Genomic DNA, 14,199 nt, shown 5'->3' with positions numbered 1-14,199 from the left:
CCTTGAGTGTAGAAATAATTGCCCATCGAGGATTTTCTAGTATCGCCCCGGAAAATACCTTAAACGCCTTACTTGCCGCCATTTACAACCAAGCAAATTCCATAGAATTTGATGTACAGATTACCGCCGATAGTGTCCCTGTGGTTTTTCATGACAAAAGCCTAAATCGGATTACTGGAACCGCCGGAACTATCCGCGAAAAAACAATTTCCGAACTGAAAGAATTAGACGCTGGGGCGTGGTTTGGGGAGTCTTATAGGGGAGAACGTATCCCCACCTTAGAGGAGGCCTTAGCAGCCCTAAAATTGATTAAGGGATGGCTGTATTTTGATATTAAACCCCATGCTATATGGTCGGATATAGAAATCAAAACCCTTCTGGGTCTCATCCGGGAAGCTAATTTAGGCGATCGCACTATTTTAACATCCTTTGATGAAGATTTACTATGGCAATGTCGCCAGTCAGAACCCCAAATAAAACTGGGATATTTTGTAGTAAATGAGTCCCAACTACCGGAGCAAATTAGCAAAGCCCAAGCCGCTGGTAATGCAATTTTGAGTAGTCAATATCAAGTGATATTAGACCAACCTAGTATCATCAAGGAAACTCGCGATAAAGGAGTTGATATAGTAGTCTGGACGGTAGACAATATTAACGAATTTGAGAGATTAGTAGATGTAGGAATTGACCGGATAATCACTAACTCTTTGATTGGTGATAATCTTATCAAAAATATCACGAATTAGTTAGGTTTTCACTGTGGATAATCTGTGCTGGCTACGCCCAACTTATTCCATCAGATATAAGCCAAGTTGGGATGAGGTTATTTTGACTAAGTAGCCTCACCAAAAAAGGGCATCAGGTAAGTTATAGCTTGGTCATTCCCCCATCATCATTTGGGCAGTTTTTGAGGTAAATATACTGGTCATAATTCCCTATTTACAGCGTCTTATTTTAGCCGCCTAATGGTCGATTTTAGTAGGGTTAAGCCGACCACATAGAGCAGGCGATCGCCTGAAGTTTAGTTAGTTGGTCTGTACCAACTTTCCACAGTCAAATCGCGCACCCTTTGGATTCGTTGAAAGTCACTATCTGCTGAAACTAAAATCAGATTGTGTTGCCATGCAATTGAAGCAATCCATAGGTCATTATCATCAAAACCAATATCTGTAATTTTAGTTTTTCGTCTTTGGCTTTTTTCTTTCGGAGCAAACTGCTCGAATACCGCTGCTTTAATTTGCCCATAAATAACCGCTGTCGTTTCATCAGTCAGATAAATCCGCAAGTATTGTAGAAAATTATTGACATTAGCTAAGTTTTGTGTATTTTGTGCAGACTTTTCAGCCATAAAAATAAGTTCCCCCTGAACAATCACACAAGTTGCCAAGTTTTCTGTACCGATCGCCAGCGCCTTTTCCCATACGGTCGCTTCTTTTCTGATTAGATAACTACAATGATTCGTGTCTAGTAAATACATACTTTAAAATGGCTGATGGTTGGATAAATTGACCTGGCTACGGCTATCAAAAACCAGTTGCAGACATTCTTCAAAATCATCTCCTACCCATTCTCCTTGGTAATCTACTAGAGATTTTCCCGACCCTTGACGATAAGGTAATTGAGGCACTTTGTTAGATGTTTCTGATGCGTCCTTTGTTGTTTTTTCCGTTGATGAATCCGAGGCGCGAGACTTCAGAAATAGTAGAAATTCTAAAGCGATCGCTAAGATTTCATCGGGGGTTTGTTCAATTTCTTGATGGAATTGTTGTTGAATCGAAACCTGATGAGCTTCCCGATTCGATTCAGGATTGTTGATAATTTTCTGAGTATCCATAAAAAATTTCTCCGTTGGTTTGAGTATGGTCGATATTTAACCATTATAGCAACGGCAATTTGAGGTCGATCGCCTCTAGTGGTCGCTGAACCCACAGTTAATTGAGCATTGATTATAAAACTTTCCCAGTAGCCGGGTCAAAAATCATTAAATAGTTTAAATCTAGGGTAACTGGAATGCGATCGCCAGGACGCACACGCACACTGGGGGAAGCCATCAATTGCAATATGTTTCCCTGCACAGTTTTCTGATCATCCGATGGCCAGGTAGCCCTAACTAAAGTTTCCCGTCCTAGGGGTTCAACCACACTAACTTCTAATTCCAGAGGGACTTTATCCAAAGCCCAAACATCTTGTTCAACCGGATCAGTTTCCGACTCGCTGAGGTTCAATTGCAAATGTTCCGGTCTAATTCCTAACTCAAATCTCTGTCCTTCTTCGGGGTGTATTTTCTCCCGAATAACCATCGGACAAGCCACCGATTGACTCCCCACCCAAAATAAACTATTACCATAGGTAGCCGGGATAATATTCATGGGGGGATTACCCAAAAAAGTGGCAACCATCCTATTAGCAGGCTTACTGTAAACCTGTTGAGGAGTCCCGACCTGTTGAATACGACCTTGTTCTAAAATCACAATGCGATCGGCTAAGGTCATAGCCTCGACCTGATCATGAGTCACATAAATTGTGGTAATTCCTAGGCGCTGGTGAAGTTGCTTAAGTTCCGCGCGCGTATCGTCTCGTAATTGTGCGTCTAAATTAGATAAAGGTTCATCTAAAAGAAACACATCAGGTTCCCTAGCGATCGCCCTACCTAAAGCCACCCGTTGCTGTTGACCCCCCGACAATTGTTTAGGTTTGCGGCTTAACAGATGTTCAATAGATAGCGATCGCGCTACTTCCTGAATCCGTTGGTCTATCTTAGCCCTATCAGTCCCCCGCATTTTTAAACCAAAAGCCAGGTTTTCTGCAACCGTCAAATGAGGATAAAGGGCGTAATTCTGAAATACCATAGCCACATTGCGATCGCGTGCCATAATGTCATTAACTAAGCGATCGCCTATATAAATATCGCCACTGGTAGCTTTTTCTAACCCCGCAATTGTCCGCAAAATCGTTGATTTACCGCAGCCCGAAGGTCCCACCAACACCCAAAACTGACCATCAGGAATATTTAGGCTAATCCCCTCAATCGCCGTAGCGCTATCATAACTACGGGTAATATTTTCTAAACGAACAGTTGCCATTAGCTTTCCAGTAAATTAGGGTTTAATTTGCTTTAACTAGCCGTTCAAGTTCTGAAACCACCCGATCTAATTCATCTACCAAGGGCGTTAGTCCCCCAGTACCAAAAGCAGTTATTAAAGATCGATAATACCACAGCGTGCCGTCCCGCTTCCCACTAAAGCGATCCCATAACTTATCTCCAATTTCTCGATAATCCTTTAAAATCGAACGGGCGTTGTAAAGTTTGTCGCAAGCAGACACTAACTGCACAGAAGCCGAAGCCGTGGGAATATGTGCAATATAAGCCTGTTTACGTTCCCGCCAAGGTGGTGATGGAGTCTGATGGTTATCTGTACAGCCTTTGACAATTTCTGTGACCCGATCGCCAAATTTGCGCCGGATTTCTTTTTCCGTCTCCACTCCCCCTTGGTCTTCGATCGCATCATGAAGTAAGGCGGCGATCGCTTCATCCTCATCAGCCCCATATTCTAAAGCCAAACTCGCCACCCCCAACAAATGCGCCACATAGGGAACCCCAGACCCCTTGCGAACCTGATTAGCGTGTAATTCTGTCGCGTAGGTCAAAGCCTGGGTAAATCGTTTTGATAACTGCATAGTTGCCATTCTAGGGTTTAATAGATAGAGGCGTTTTTTTTAATCATAATGGATCGGTTCCGAGTTGAAGTCATTGCTAAAACCCACAACCCGCAACAGGTAATTTATGCAGCGATGCACCAGGACTATACAGACAAGTTTGTTTTTGATGGTAGAAGCCATTGGCCGTCAGAATTAGAAGCGGGGGAGATAATTGTTAAGCGTCTACTAGCAGGGGAGCGTGGACACTACGGCCCCTTAGAACATCCTAGCATCACATTTAACTGTGGCTATTTTCCCCATAGTGTGATGCAGCAAGCACGTACTCATCGCGTGGGAATTTCCTTCGATGTCCAATGTTTAGCCGGTGATACAGAAGTCACCTTTATTAAAGCCAGTGGGAGTTTGAGAAAAATAAAAATTGCCGATTTATATGATGTTTGGGAAAATGGAGAAAAAGCGATTCGGACTCGCCAAATTATCGATCGCCACAACCAACCACCCGGAGAATACCGCCGCCATGGGAAGAAACGGATTCAAAAAATGTCCCTGCGAGTTCTGAATGAGGAAACCGGAACTTTCCAAATCGGTCATGTCAATAATGTGATGTGTAGTGGTTTGCAACCCGTCTATCAGCTGACCCTTGCCGATGGAAAAACCCTAGATTGTACCGTCAATCACCGTCTCTTAACCAGTGCAGGTTGGCAGACCATGGGCGATGCTTTGGGTTTAATCATTGACGAAAATCACCAAGTTTTGGCGACCACCCAAAATTGTCAGTTGATGTGTAATGGAGTGTGGATAAATGATGCTATTTATACCCCTAAAAGTTTCTGGGTAAATCCTCGGCTGGGGGAAGTTGCACAATTTAATCAGCCCAATCAAAATCCTGAATTGGCTAAGTTTTACCAACCCAGAGGAGAAGTTAAAAGTTTAAAAGCACATCCGGTCAAAGTCACTCACATTGAATATCTGGGAAAACAAATGACTTATGATCTGGAGGTTGATGGACCCTGGCATAATTTCGTGGCTAATGGGATTGTGGTTCACAATTCTTATCGGTACACAGGAAATCAGATCCTCGAACTTGCCGAAAACAAAAAAGACTTGGAAGATATCTTTTATTTGCGTCCGGTCGGATACTATAGCGATCGCCAAGGAAAAAAATACTATTATTCCCCCCAACAGCGACAAGCCGATTTAGACTGGTGTTTAGAAGCAGCAAAACGCTATAAAGCCGATTTAGATAATGGTTTGTCAGAAGAACACGCCAGGGGAAAAATTCCCTTTGACTACCGACAGCATTTTGTGGTTAGTTTCAATCTGCGATCGCTTCTACATTTTCTGGATTTGCGCTATAAAAAAGACGCTCAACTAGAAATCCAAAAACTCTGTGATTTGATGTGGCCCCATGTCCAAGAATGGACTCCAGCCATTGCCCAATGGTATCAAAAAAATCGCCTCGGTAAAAGCCGACTCGCCCCCTAATTAATCCGGTAAAATCAACACCCCCAAGACTTGGGGAAAAAATCACTTAAACTCTCGGAAAATATAGCCATCATGAAACTCCAAGTTCAACAACTAAAACCATCAGCAATTTTGCCTAAATATGCCCATGAAGATGATGCCGGGCTGGATTTATTCTCAGTTGAAAATATAGAAATACCCCCCGGTAAAAGTCATTTAGTCCGCACCGGAATAGCGATCGCTCTTCCCCCCAACACCGAAGCCCAAGTCCGTCCTCGCAGCGGTTTAGCCCTCAAACACCAAATCACAGTCTTAAATAGTCCCGGAACTATTGACGGCGGATATAGGGGAGAAATTGGCGTGATCTTGATTAATCATGGCAATACCTCATTCCAAGTACAAATAGGCATGAAAATCGCCCAGATGGTGATCTCGCCAATTGTACGGGTTGAAGTTGAAGCCGTAGAACAACTCAATTCAACCTTTAGGGGTTATAATGGATTTGGATCGACAGGTTTCGGGGTTTAATGTTATGGAAGATATCGCACCCAATTACCAACCCCCCATCAGACCTAGCTGGGATGAGTATTTTTTGATGTTTGCTAAACTAGCAGCCACCCGATCAACCTGTTTGGCTTTCCCAGTGGGGGCGGTAATTGTCAAAGATAGGCAAATTCTCGCAACTGGTTATAATGGTTCCCCCTCCGGTTCGGTTCACTGTACTACCCAGGGTTTTTGTTATCCTGGACTTAGTAGTTGTGATGCTAGTAAAACCCTACCTTCGCGGGCGGTTCATGCTGAAGCTAATGCGATCGCTCAAGCCGCCAAACATGGTATTTGCTGCGCTGGTGCCAGTATTTATGTCACCCTAGAACCCTGTATTTATTGCCTGAAATTGATTATTTCCACAGGGATTAAGGAAGTCTACTATGAGAAGGTTTTTAATAGTGGGGAAAAAGCTATGCTGCGGGATATGTTCGTTCAGGAAGGTTTAGTCAGCATTAAACAAATTCATCTATCTGAGGAAATTGCTAAACAAGGAGCCATGTTTCTCCTAAATCCCACTTCTGTACCTCGTCCTTGACTGGTGAAATTCCCTAGGTAATGCTGGTTTAAGCCTGATTATCAACCTCTAATAATTAGTGAGGATGACAGCAAAATGATTACTCGCAAATCTTCACCTTGGCTAGTCGGAATTAGCTTGATACCAGTATTGCTAATTGCCTGCTGTGATGATGCCTATAATAGATCCTTACAGTCTCCTCCACGGGAGTTAGCTACCCCTCCCGTAGGGGAAACCCATTTAGATGCAGGTTTAACACCAGCGGCACCGCCACCAATAGCCTTAGAATTTGAGGCCGAAATTCCCAACACAGAAACCTATGATTTAATTGATGAAAATAACTTTCAATTAGTAGCAGCTAATCCTCTGTCTACTTTCTCGATTGATGTTGATACAGCATCCTATAGTAATGTACGCCGCTTTATTAACCAGCGTCAACGTCCGCCCATTGATGCAGTCCGAATTGAGGAATTGATTAATTATTTTTCCTACGATTATCCTCAACCCCAAGGCGAAGAACCCTTTTCAGTTACCACAGAAGTATCCTCAGCCCCTTGGAACCCGCAACATCAATTAGTTCATATTGGGTTACAGGGTAAAACTTTAGCGATCGAAGAATTACCCCCTAGTAATTTGGTATTTTTATTGGATGTATCTGGTTCGATGAATCAGCCCAATAGACTACCCCTATTGAAGGAAGGATTTAAGTTATTAGTTGACCAACTCAGCGAACAGGATACTGTGGCGATCGCTGTTTATGCGGGGGCGGCTGGTGTAGTTTTACCTCCTACCCCTGGTAATGAAAAACAGAAAATTATCGCCGCCATAGATGGCTTACAAGCCCAAGGTTCAACCGCTGGCGGTGAAGGTATTAAATTAGCCTATGAGTTAGCAACCAGGATGCTAAGTGAAGGCAAAAATAATCGGGTAATTCTGGCTACTGATGGCGATTTTAATGTGGGTGTATCCAGTGATGCGGAATTGGTGCGGTTGATTGAATCTTATCGCGATCGCGGTATTTATTTAACCGTGTTAGGCTTCGGTATGGGGAACTATAAAGACTCCAAAATGGAGAAACTATCGAATCATGGCAATGGTAACTATGCCTATATAGACAACCTAATGGAAGCCAAAAAAGTGATGTCTACCGAATTAACCGGAACCCTATTTACCATCGCTCAAGATGTGAAAATTCAAGTAGAGTTTAACCCCGCCCAAGTCCAAGCATATCGGTTAATTGGCTATGAAAATCGCCGCCTGGAAAATCAGGACTTTCATGATGACACCAAAGATGCGGGAGAAATTGGGGCGGGACATTCCGTAACAGCCCTTTATGAAATTATCCCCGTTGGTGTAGAATCAGATGTAAATTTACCGGCGGTGGATCAGTTAACTTATCAGCAAAATGTCGTCAGTTCAGAAGCCTATAATAGCAATGAATTAATGAGGTTGAAACTACGTTATAAACCCCCAACAGAGACGGCATCCCGGTTAATTGAACAACCCATAATTAACCGTAGTCTTCCCCTGAATCAAACCTCGGATAATTTCAGATTTGCGGCGGCTGTGGCTGAGTTTGGGATGCTGTTAAGAAACTCCCAATATCGTGGAAATTCCAGTTTTCAACAAGTCTTACAATTAGCAGAATCATCCAAAGGAGTTGATTTACACGGCTATCGATCCGAATTTATCCAGTTAGTTAAAATGACTCCCCAACGTTAATTGTAAGTAGTTTAACCGGGAGTTTCCATAACCTCGCAGCAGTTTAGGCGATTGTCAATTAAAAGGCGATCGCCACTTCCAACTAAAGGGACTCAATTTTATTTTTCAACTCCAATAGATCAGGATATTGATTAATATTTATTCTAGTAATTCCCCAATCTAAAAATTGTTTTAAAGGAGGGTATCTATTCTCCTGTCTCTGCATTTGTTTGATCAGATCTTTTCCGTGAAACCAAATTAAGTATTGCTGGCGATTCCAAAATTCTTCATCACTAAATTTTTCTTGATAATTTGTCAGATATATTTCCAAATGCTCCGATGTCACTGTATCAACAGCTTGTCGAAATTTGTTAATCATTTCTAAGGCACTAATTTTACACTCCTGTAAAACTAATGAATTCGGAAGAGTGCCACTGCCTCCTGTCCAGGTTGTTTTCAGTGTTTCGCGGGCGCTACTACCAGCTAATAACTCACCTAAAGACCATCGCACAGCTTGATAATCTTGTATATTTCTAGCACTGGTTTCAATCCATTCGGAAATGTTATCTATTCCCGGTGAGTTATTATAACTCCATTTTGAGGAAGGATTTTCTATTTTTTCCTGATACTTTTCCTGCCAATATTTATCAATTAAATCTGCATTCAATAGATAATTTTCCAGACAAGATCTGTAAGTCAAGTATGCCGATACTTTACCCCTTTTATGGCGCAGTGAAAGCAGTTGGGTCTGGGGAGTCGGTTGCTGATCAAAATCCCGATCGCGAAAGACAATATATATATGGTGGATTTGTGGTTTGATTTTGTCCGAAGTAAGCCTGTGCAAAGATGGAAAATCCAAACTTTCCACCCGTGGGTACAATCGTGGGGCGATCGCCTGATATATCCTCAACTAATCGATTGAGGAAACGATAATCTAAGCTGCTTTCCTTCCCCTCGCAAAAAATAGTTTTTCCACCACTAATTACACTCATAACTATATCTCGACTCTGATAATATGTGCATCGGGGACTAGCTGCTCTATATAATCAGAATGAGTAGTAATTATAAATTGATTGTTTTTCCCAAGTTTCGGCAAAGATCTCAGTAATGCTTGTTGCATAGGCGGATGTAAATGCAGTTCAATTTCATCAATTAAAATCACTGAATTATGAATATTCCAACTAGCAAAATCTACCAACATGGGAAAAGTCGATCGCTCTCCTCCCGACATTTCCGAAATTTCGTACTGATTCTTACCATCATACAGGTAAAACCAAGGCTCACTTAAAATGTCATCTACTCCCTCTCGTAGCACAGGACCCTCAAAACTCCGTTCGGGAAAAATAGCTTGATAAGCACGTTCGAGATCTCCATATAAATCTCTTTGTCCTGGTCGTAAATTTTTGATTTTACCCGATTCAATATCTTGATGAAACTGTCGCCACTTAGATAAACGATCACGCAGAATATCATCGGTAATTTCAACTGTTTTATCTGGATCTTCAGTAGTCAAGCTAGTTGAAGTTCTTTGTTCTGTGTACCACAGCACTGTACCCACTCGCTCGAAGACATTAAATCCGTGGGAACGTACCAATTTTCTGGCATATTCTCTACCCTTAAATTGAAAAAGTTCAGCCGCTGTCTCAGCCTGAACTCGTCCATCTCGCCATTTAATAGTTACCACATTTTCTTGAGCCGGAGCATGAGAATAACCAGAGCCTTCCAGATTTTGATAAAACTCTTGAATCGCCTTAATTTCCTGAGATGAAAATTGTACTTTCACGGCAACCCCTGGCTCAAACTTTCCCCAATTACTCCCTAATAATTCATAGTTAAATCCCAGCCATTTTAAGTCATGAAAGTGATTGATCCGACCCGTTGCCATCCCTAAAGTTGCTGCTAGAGCTTGTAAAATGCTGGTTTTGCCAGCACCATTTATTCCGATCAAAACAATCAAATCTTTTGCTAATCCGGTTTCCGAGTCCGTAAAATCTAACACCAGGTTCCGAAATTTTTTAAAATACTGCAAGTTAATCGATTGAATTTTCATCGGTTTGACCCATTCACAAAAGTTCTGGAATATGGCATAATTAAAGATTCAGTTAATATCGCCATAGCCCAACCGGATATTTAATGGTCAAGCCATGGCGATTAGAAATGAGCCGCCAACAAATCCGAGGGTTATTTGTTATAATAAAACTCGATTTCTTTATCTTTTAGGGGTGCAAAACCTGCCGCTTCTAGCATCTGGTTTAGTTCCGACTGGGCGATATGTTTGGCTCCAATGCGGACGATGCGCGATCGCATAGTATTACTAACCCCACTGCGCTGGCGCTGTCCTTCCAAAGCCATCACTTTATGATATAGTTCCAGCTTTTCCGGGGGAATGGGACTCCCATCAAAATCGGTTCCTTGGGCGATCGCCACATCAATAGCATCGGCTCCGGTATTGGTAGAATTTGCACTCATGAGAATTATAACTGCCATATTTGATCAGCATTATTATAGCAGTCATTTATAGGCGTATAACACCATTACTAGCCCTGAGTTTAAATTTGATCATCTAATCCCGGTCTAGGTGTCGGTTGAATTTTCAGCTTTGATAAATGTCGTAACCAGACACCACCGACAACCGCCACAATTAGTGATATCCAAGCGATCGCCTGTTGTAGGAGTAGAAATCCTCCCGTCGCCAATAGTAACCCCAGCAATAAAAATATAGAGGCTAAAACCCGTTGTAAATCTAAGCCTAAATCCTGGGCAGGAAATAAACCAGTTTTCATCCTTTCCCGACTCCAACCTGGTCCGCCTGGTCGCACTTTTTGATAAAATGTTTCTAGGGTAGTTTCCGACTCTGGGGGGGTGAATAATAACACAATTACCCATAAACAAGTGACGCTAATGGTAATAAAAATAATCCGCCAACCAAAGTCTTCAATTTTGAACCAAGGGGAAAGACTCGTGACCATTCCCACCAAGAAACTACCCACGATCGCACTTAATTCCGCCGCCGCATTTACCCGCCACCAAAACCACCGCAATATCAACACTAAACCCGACCCGGTACCAATGGCAATCACCAGGCGAAAAACTGTGGCTACATCGGTGGCTAAAAAGGCAGCTATCGCCCCTAAAACGGTCACTAAAACGGATGATAACCTCCCCACCAATACCAACTCAGTTTGAGTGGCTGTGGGCTTGACAAAGCGCAAATAGAGGTCATTGGTAATAAACGATGCACCCCAATTAATCGAGGTGGAAACCGTACTCATAAACGCCGCCAATAAGGAAGCAACCACCATCCCCAAAATTCCCACGGGGAGGAAGTCTAACATTAACTTAGGATAGCCTAATTCCTTATCAGCCAAATCAGGATAAAGCACCACAGAAGCCAAAGCCACCAAAATCCAAGGCCAGGTTCTGATTACATAGTGCATAATATTAAAAGTCCAAGCCGCCTTTTCTGCGTCGGCCTCATTTTTGGCGGCTGCAAATCGTTGGACAAATTCCCCGCCGCCGTCACTGCGTCGCCAAGACCACCACTGAAGAAAGATATAAGCAAAAAATGTACTGGCGGTAATTCCCGCCGTTTTACTAAAACTAATCCAACCCTCGCCGCCACCAAAATTAACGGGAAGTAGAGACAAAATATCTTGGTCAGGATAAGCGATCGGCACCTGTTCAACTAGGGAATGAATCCCCCCGACACTTCCCAGGGCAAAATATGCGACAATTATCGCCCCGAATAATGCCAGAAAAAACTGGAAAAAGTCCGTGGCTACCACTCCCCAAAGTCCAGCCAAACCGGCATAAATCAATACAAAAATACTGACCCCAACCACACTAAAAAGTTTAAGGTTATTGTCTCCCGCCTCAATGCCCAAACTTTGCCAAATTTCCAAAGCATCAACTACTTTAACCATGGCTAACATGGCATAACCGATCGCAATACAATTCATGGGGATGGCAAAAATAAACGCCTTCACGCCCCGCAAAATTGCGCCCATATCACCGCCATAGCGTAATTCTGTCAATTCCGCATCCGTGAGAACTTCCGATCGCCGCCACATTTTGGCAAAAATGTAGATCATAATCACGTGGGAGATGCCAAAAGTCCACCATTCCCAGTTTCCGGCAATTCCCCGGTTAGCGACAACTCCGGTAATATAGAGGGGGGTATCGATGGAAAAGGTAGTAGCAGCCATACTGATACCAGCTAACCACCAAGGAAGCGATCGGCCAGAAACAAAGAAATCCGCCAAACTTTTGGACCCTTTCCGCGACAGGTAGAGTCCCATCGCCATGGTCAAGATTAGGTAAACTAGGACAATTAGCCAATCAACGTGGTGCATTAATTTTCAGTTAATCTCAGTGAACAAGGCAAAATATCGGTTAGCCATCGCTGAGTTACTGGAGAAAGCGATCGCCCAGTTACAAACCTTACCTGAAAATGAACCCGATGCGATCGACTAAATCTGATCTGAGACTTCTCACGTCAAACCCCTCTCCCAAAAAGGGCGAGGGGCTTCAATGGCGATCGCACTCGATTTCGCACTCCATTTAATTTTGACATTGATTAGGCTTTTTGACCCTTGCGGACTTTGCTACCCATGAAAGTCACACCCAGCAAAGCTAAACCAGCAAGAGTACCGGGTTCAGGGACAGAGGCCCCCGCCAAGGCTACACCATCATTACCACATTCTAGGAATAGGCTGGCTAAATAGTCACCACTACCAATCAAAGACTTATCGAAGCTGAAACCAAAGGTATGGGTTCCCGCTCGGTTAAAGTTAGCAAAATCTAAGCCAGCATTTAACAATTCCTGTTGGGAGTGCATATTAATACCACCAACCAAGTTACCAGAGGCGATCACGTTATCGATAGAAGTTCTTTGACCGAAATAGTCGTAAGCCTCCTGTCTGGTGGCGATGTCAGTACCCATGGTGTTCTCGCGATAATACCCAGAGTTGTAGTAGTGTTGCAGGCTGTTGTATCCGTTATTAATGCTAGTCACACTTTGAGCGCGAACATCACTATAGACACCTAACTGGGATGCGCCAGAATCATTAGTTTCGGCAAAACGCACACCAAAGAGAGCGTTATTTTGGCTGGCGGTGAGGAAATCATCTCCGGTGAAATTGAAGAACAAGTCACCCCAACCAATTACACCACTTCTGGCATCTCTAGTGTTAACTCCCGCCAATGGTGTACCACCAGTTAAGGCAACCCATATAGTATCGGAGGTTTCCATGGTTGCCATACCGTAGATATCATATTGGGCACCACCGGAACCGTCGCCAATGGCATCAATTGCATAGTTCCAGCCATTGTGAAACTGTCCAGCAGTGGCGGTGGTAGCAGTGGCGGCGATCATGCAGGTGGCAGCGATCGCACTTCCGACTAATGTTTTGGTATAATTAAATTTCATAACCCAAACCCCGCTAACTTTTTTTCATCCTTTGCCTTCTCAACATAACTGGGTTTATGTAAAGGTTGCTACCGCAGTGAGTGGAATTACGGTAAAGTTTCTGTAAAGAGGGAACATTTTTATTAGTGAAATTACTGGCTGATTTAATTGCGTGAAAATACAGATGATTTATATATTGATTCTCACTACCCAACTGTGAATATATGGAGATGGTAGCCTCCCCAACGCCCAAGTCCACCACCACGGAGAGTTTCCTAACCCATAAGCTGTAACCCCTATTCTACCGTTACTTAGGTGTTACTCAAAACCATAGCAGGATAACAAGTGAGTAAAAAATGAGTAACGATATCAATACCCCTACAGTAGGGGGAAAGGGTAACTATGAGGGGGGCTATGCTAGATTCTTGAAAGCCTATCAGGAGTTTAAGGGGGAATGTCCCAAAGGAGTGACACTCAAGTTACAAAAGTCCGGGACTAAGTATAATTTGCTATTGCAGTTTAAGCAGCCACCTACCGGAAAACGACTACCCAAAACGGCTAACCTTGAGTGTACTCCAGAAGGGGTGATAGACGGCGTTAAGAAAGCTAAGTTGGTATCTGAAGCCCTGGGAACTATCAGCAGCGCTAGTGAGTTCTGGGATTGGTACGATGCGACTATCTTAGGAAAGAACCAGATTGAGGATAATCTGATAACTTACCGGGACATCTTTAAACAAATTGAGGATGAGTATTTTGCGGGTTACAACCGCAACACAGGAAGACCGCGTTCCCGCGATATCGCTAGCGACTTAGCGTCTTACGAGTCTACTAAAGGAGTATATTTCAGGTTGTTCCCTAACTGGGATGAATATCCTAGCTGGGAGAGTTTCAAGGCTATGCTATA

Annotated in this window: 15 protein-coding genes and 1 pseudogene; 6 read left to right on the top strand and 10 right to left on the bottom strand. The window is 43.1% G+C overall.

Features of this window, described 5'->3' with window-relative positions; translation table 11 throughout:
• Nucleotides 1-2: 2 nt before the first annotated feature.
• A complete protein-coding gene (locus tag P5674_RS06315) occupies nt 3-746 on the top strand; it encodes a glycerophosphodiester phosphodiesterase (RefSeq protein ID WP_006620214.1) in 744 nt (247 codons plus the stop codon).
• Between the two features lie 275 nt (nt 747-1,021).
• On the opposite strand, the gene P5674_RS06310 is transcribed toward P5674_RS06315, so the two are convergent.
• From P5674_RS06310 to P5674_RS06295, 4 genes are all read right to left on the bottom strand, one after another.
• The gene (locus P5674_RS06310; RefSeq protein WP_006620213.1) at nt 1,022-1,477 is read right to left on the bottom strand and encodes a type II toxin-antitoxin system VapC family toxin; all 456 of its coding nucleotides are present in this window, start codon (nt 1,475-1,477) and stop codon (nt 1,022-1,024) included.
• Nucleotides 1,478-1,480: 3 nt separating this feature from the next.
• Nucleotides 1,481-1,834 carry a hypothetical protein gene (locus tag P5674_RS06305; RefSeq protein WP_006620212.1) on the bottom strand — a complete coding sequence of 118 codons (354 nt, stop codon included), beginning with the start codon at nt 1,832-1,834 and terminating at the stop codon, nt 1,481-1,483.
• Between the two features lie 112 nt (nt 1,835-1,946).
• On the bottom strand, nt 1,947-3,083 hold the full coding sequence (locus P5674_RS06300) for an ABC transporter ATP-binding protein (protein ID WP_006620211.1): 1,137 nt from the start codon (nt 3,081-3,083) through the stop codon (nt 1,947-1,949).
• 22 nt (nt 3,084-3,105) lie between these two features.
• Nucleotides 3,106-3,678 carry an HD domain-containing protein gene (locus tag P5674_RS06295; RefSeq protein WP_006620210.1) on the bottom strand — a complete coding sequence of 191 codons (573 nt, stop codon included), beginning with the start codon at nt 3,676-3,678 and terminating at the stop codon, nt 3,106-3,108.
• 48 nt (nt 3,679-3,726) lie between these two features.
• Here P5674_RS06295 and P5674_RS06290 point away from each other — a divergent pair, with 48 nt between their 5' ends.
• From P5674_RS06290 to P5674_RS06275, 4 genes are all read left to right on the top strand, one after another.
• On the top strand, nt 3,727-5,145 hold the full coding sequence (locus tag P5674_RS06290; RefSeq protein WP_006620209.1) for an FAD-dependent thymidylate synthase: 1,419 nt from the start codon (nt 3,727-3,729) through the stop codon (nt 5,143-5,145).
• A gap of 72 nt (nt 5,146-5,217) precedes the next feature.
• Nucleotides 5,218-5,652: a dUTP diphosphatase gene (dut, locus tag P5674_RS06285; RefSeq protein WP_006620208.1), complete on the top strand. Its 435-nt coding sequence runs from the start codon at nt 5,218-5,220 to the stop codon at nt 5,650-5,652.
• Nucleotides 5,621-6,208, top strand: a complete 588-nt coding sequence (locus tag P5674_RS06280; RefSeq protein ID WP_006620207.1) for a deoxycytidylate deaminase — start codon at nt 5,621-5,623, stop codon at nt 6,206-6,208. Before dut ends, P5674_RS06280 begins: the two co-directional genes overlap by 32 nt.
• Before the next feature lie 75 nt (nt 6,209-6,283).
• Nucleotides 6,284-7,909: a vWA domain-containing protein gene (locus tag P5674_RS06275; protein WP_006620206.1), complete on the top strand. Its 1,626-nt coding sequence runs from the start codon at nt 6,284-6,286 to the stop codon at nt 7,907-7,909.
• A gap of 82 nt (nt 7,910-7,991) precedes the next feature.
• On the opposite strand, the gene P5674_RS06270 is transcribed toward P5674_RS06275, so the two are convergent.
• The 6 genes from P5674_RS06270 to P5674_RS06245 form a co-directional block, all read right to left on the bottom strand.
• Complete coding sequence (locus P5674_RS06270; protein ID WP_231852046.1) at nt 7,992-8,555, bottom strand: hypothetical protein; 564 nt, start codon at nt 8,553-8,555, stop codon at nt 7,992-7,994.
• 100 nt (nt 8,556-8,655) lie between these two features.
• Nucleotides 8,656-8,880, bottom strand: coding sequence for a hypothetical protein (locus P5674_RS06265; protein ID WP_014277423.1), 225 nt, complete (start codon nt 8,878-8,880; stop codon nt 8,656-8,658).
• 2 nt (nt 8,881-8,882) lie between these two features.
• Nucleotides 8,883-9,938: an AAA family ATPase gene (locus P5674_RS06260; protein WP_006620204.1), complete on the bottom strand. Its 1,056-nt coding sequence runs from the start codon at nt 9,936-9,938 to the stop codon at nt 8,883-8,885.
• A gap of 131 nt (nt 9,939-10,069) precedes the next feature.
• On the bottom strand, nt 10,070-10,357 hold the full coding sequence (locus P5674_RS06255) for a small RNA NsiR4-regulated ssr1528 family protein (RefSeq protein WP_006620203.1): 288 nt from the start codon (nt 10,355-10,357) through the stop codon (nt 10,070-10,072).
• A gap of 80 nt (nt 10,358-10,437) precedes the next feature.
• Nucleotides 10,438-12,240, bottom strand: a complete 1,803-nt coding sequence (locus P5674_RS06250; RefSeq protein ID WP_006620202.1) for a sodium:solute symporter family protein — start codon at nt 12,238-12,240, stop codon at nt 10,438-10,440.
• A 224-nt stretch (nt 12,241-12,464) separates the two neighbouring features.
• Nucleotides 12,465-13,316 carry a PEP-CTERM sorting domain-containing protein gene (locus tag P5674_RS06245; RefSeq protein ID WP_006620201.1) on the bottom strand — a complete coding sequence of 284 codons (852 nt, stop codon included), beginning with the start codon at nt 13,314-13,316 and terminating at the stop codon, nt 12,465-12,467.
• 335 nt (nt 13,317-13,651) lie between these two features.
• On the opposite strand from P5674_RS06245, the pseudogene P5674_RS06240 reads away from it, so the two are divergent.
• Nucleotides 13,652-14,199 (top strand): annotated as a pseudogene (locus P5674_RS06240) (recombinase); the annotation flags it as partial.

Origin of the sequence: Limnospira sp. PMC 289.06 (assembly GCF_032350395.1) — a bacterium.
GTDB lineage: Bacteria > Cyanobacteriota > Cyanobacteriia > Cyanobacteriales > Microcoleaceae > Limnospira > Limnospira platensis.
The sequence above is the reverse complement of the archived record's forward strand: the minus strand, read 5'-3'. Positions and strand labels throughout refer to the sequence as shown.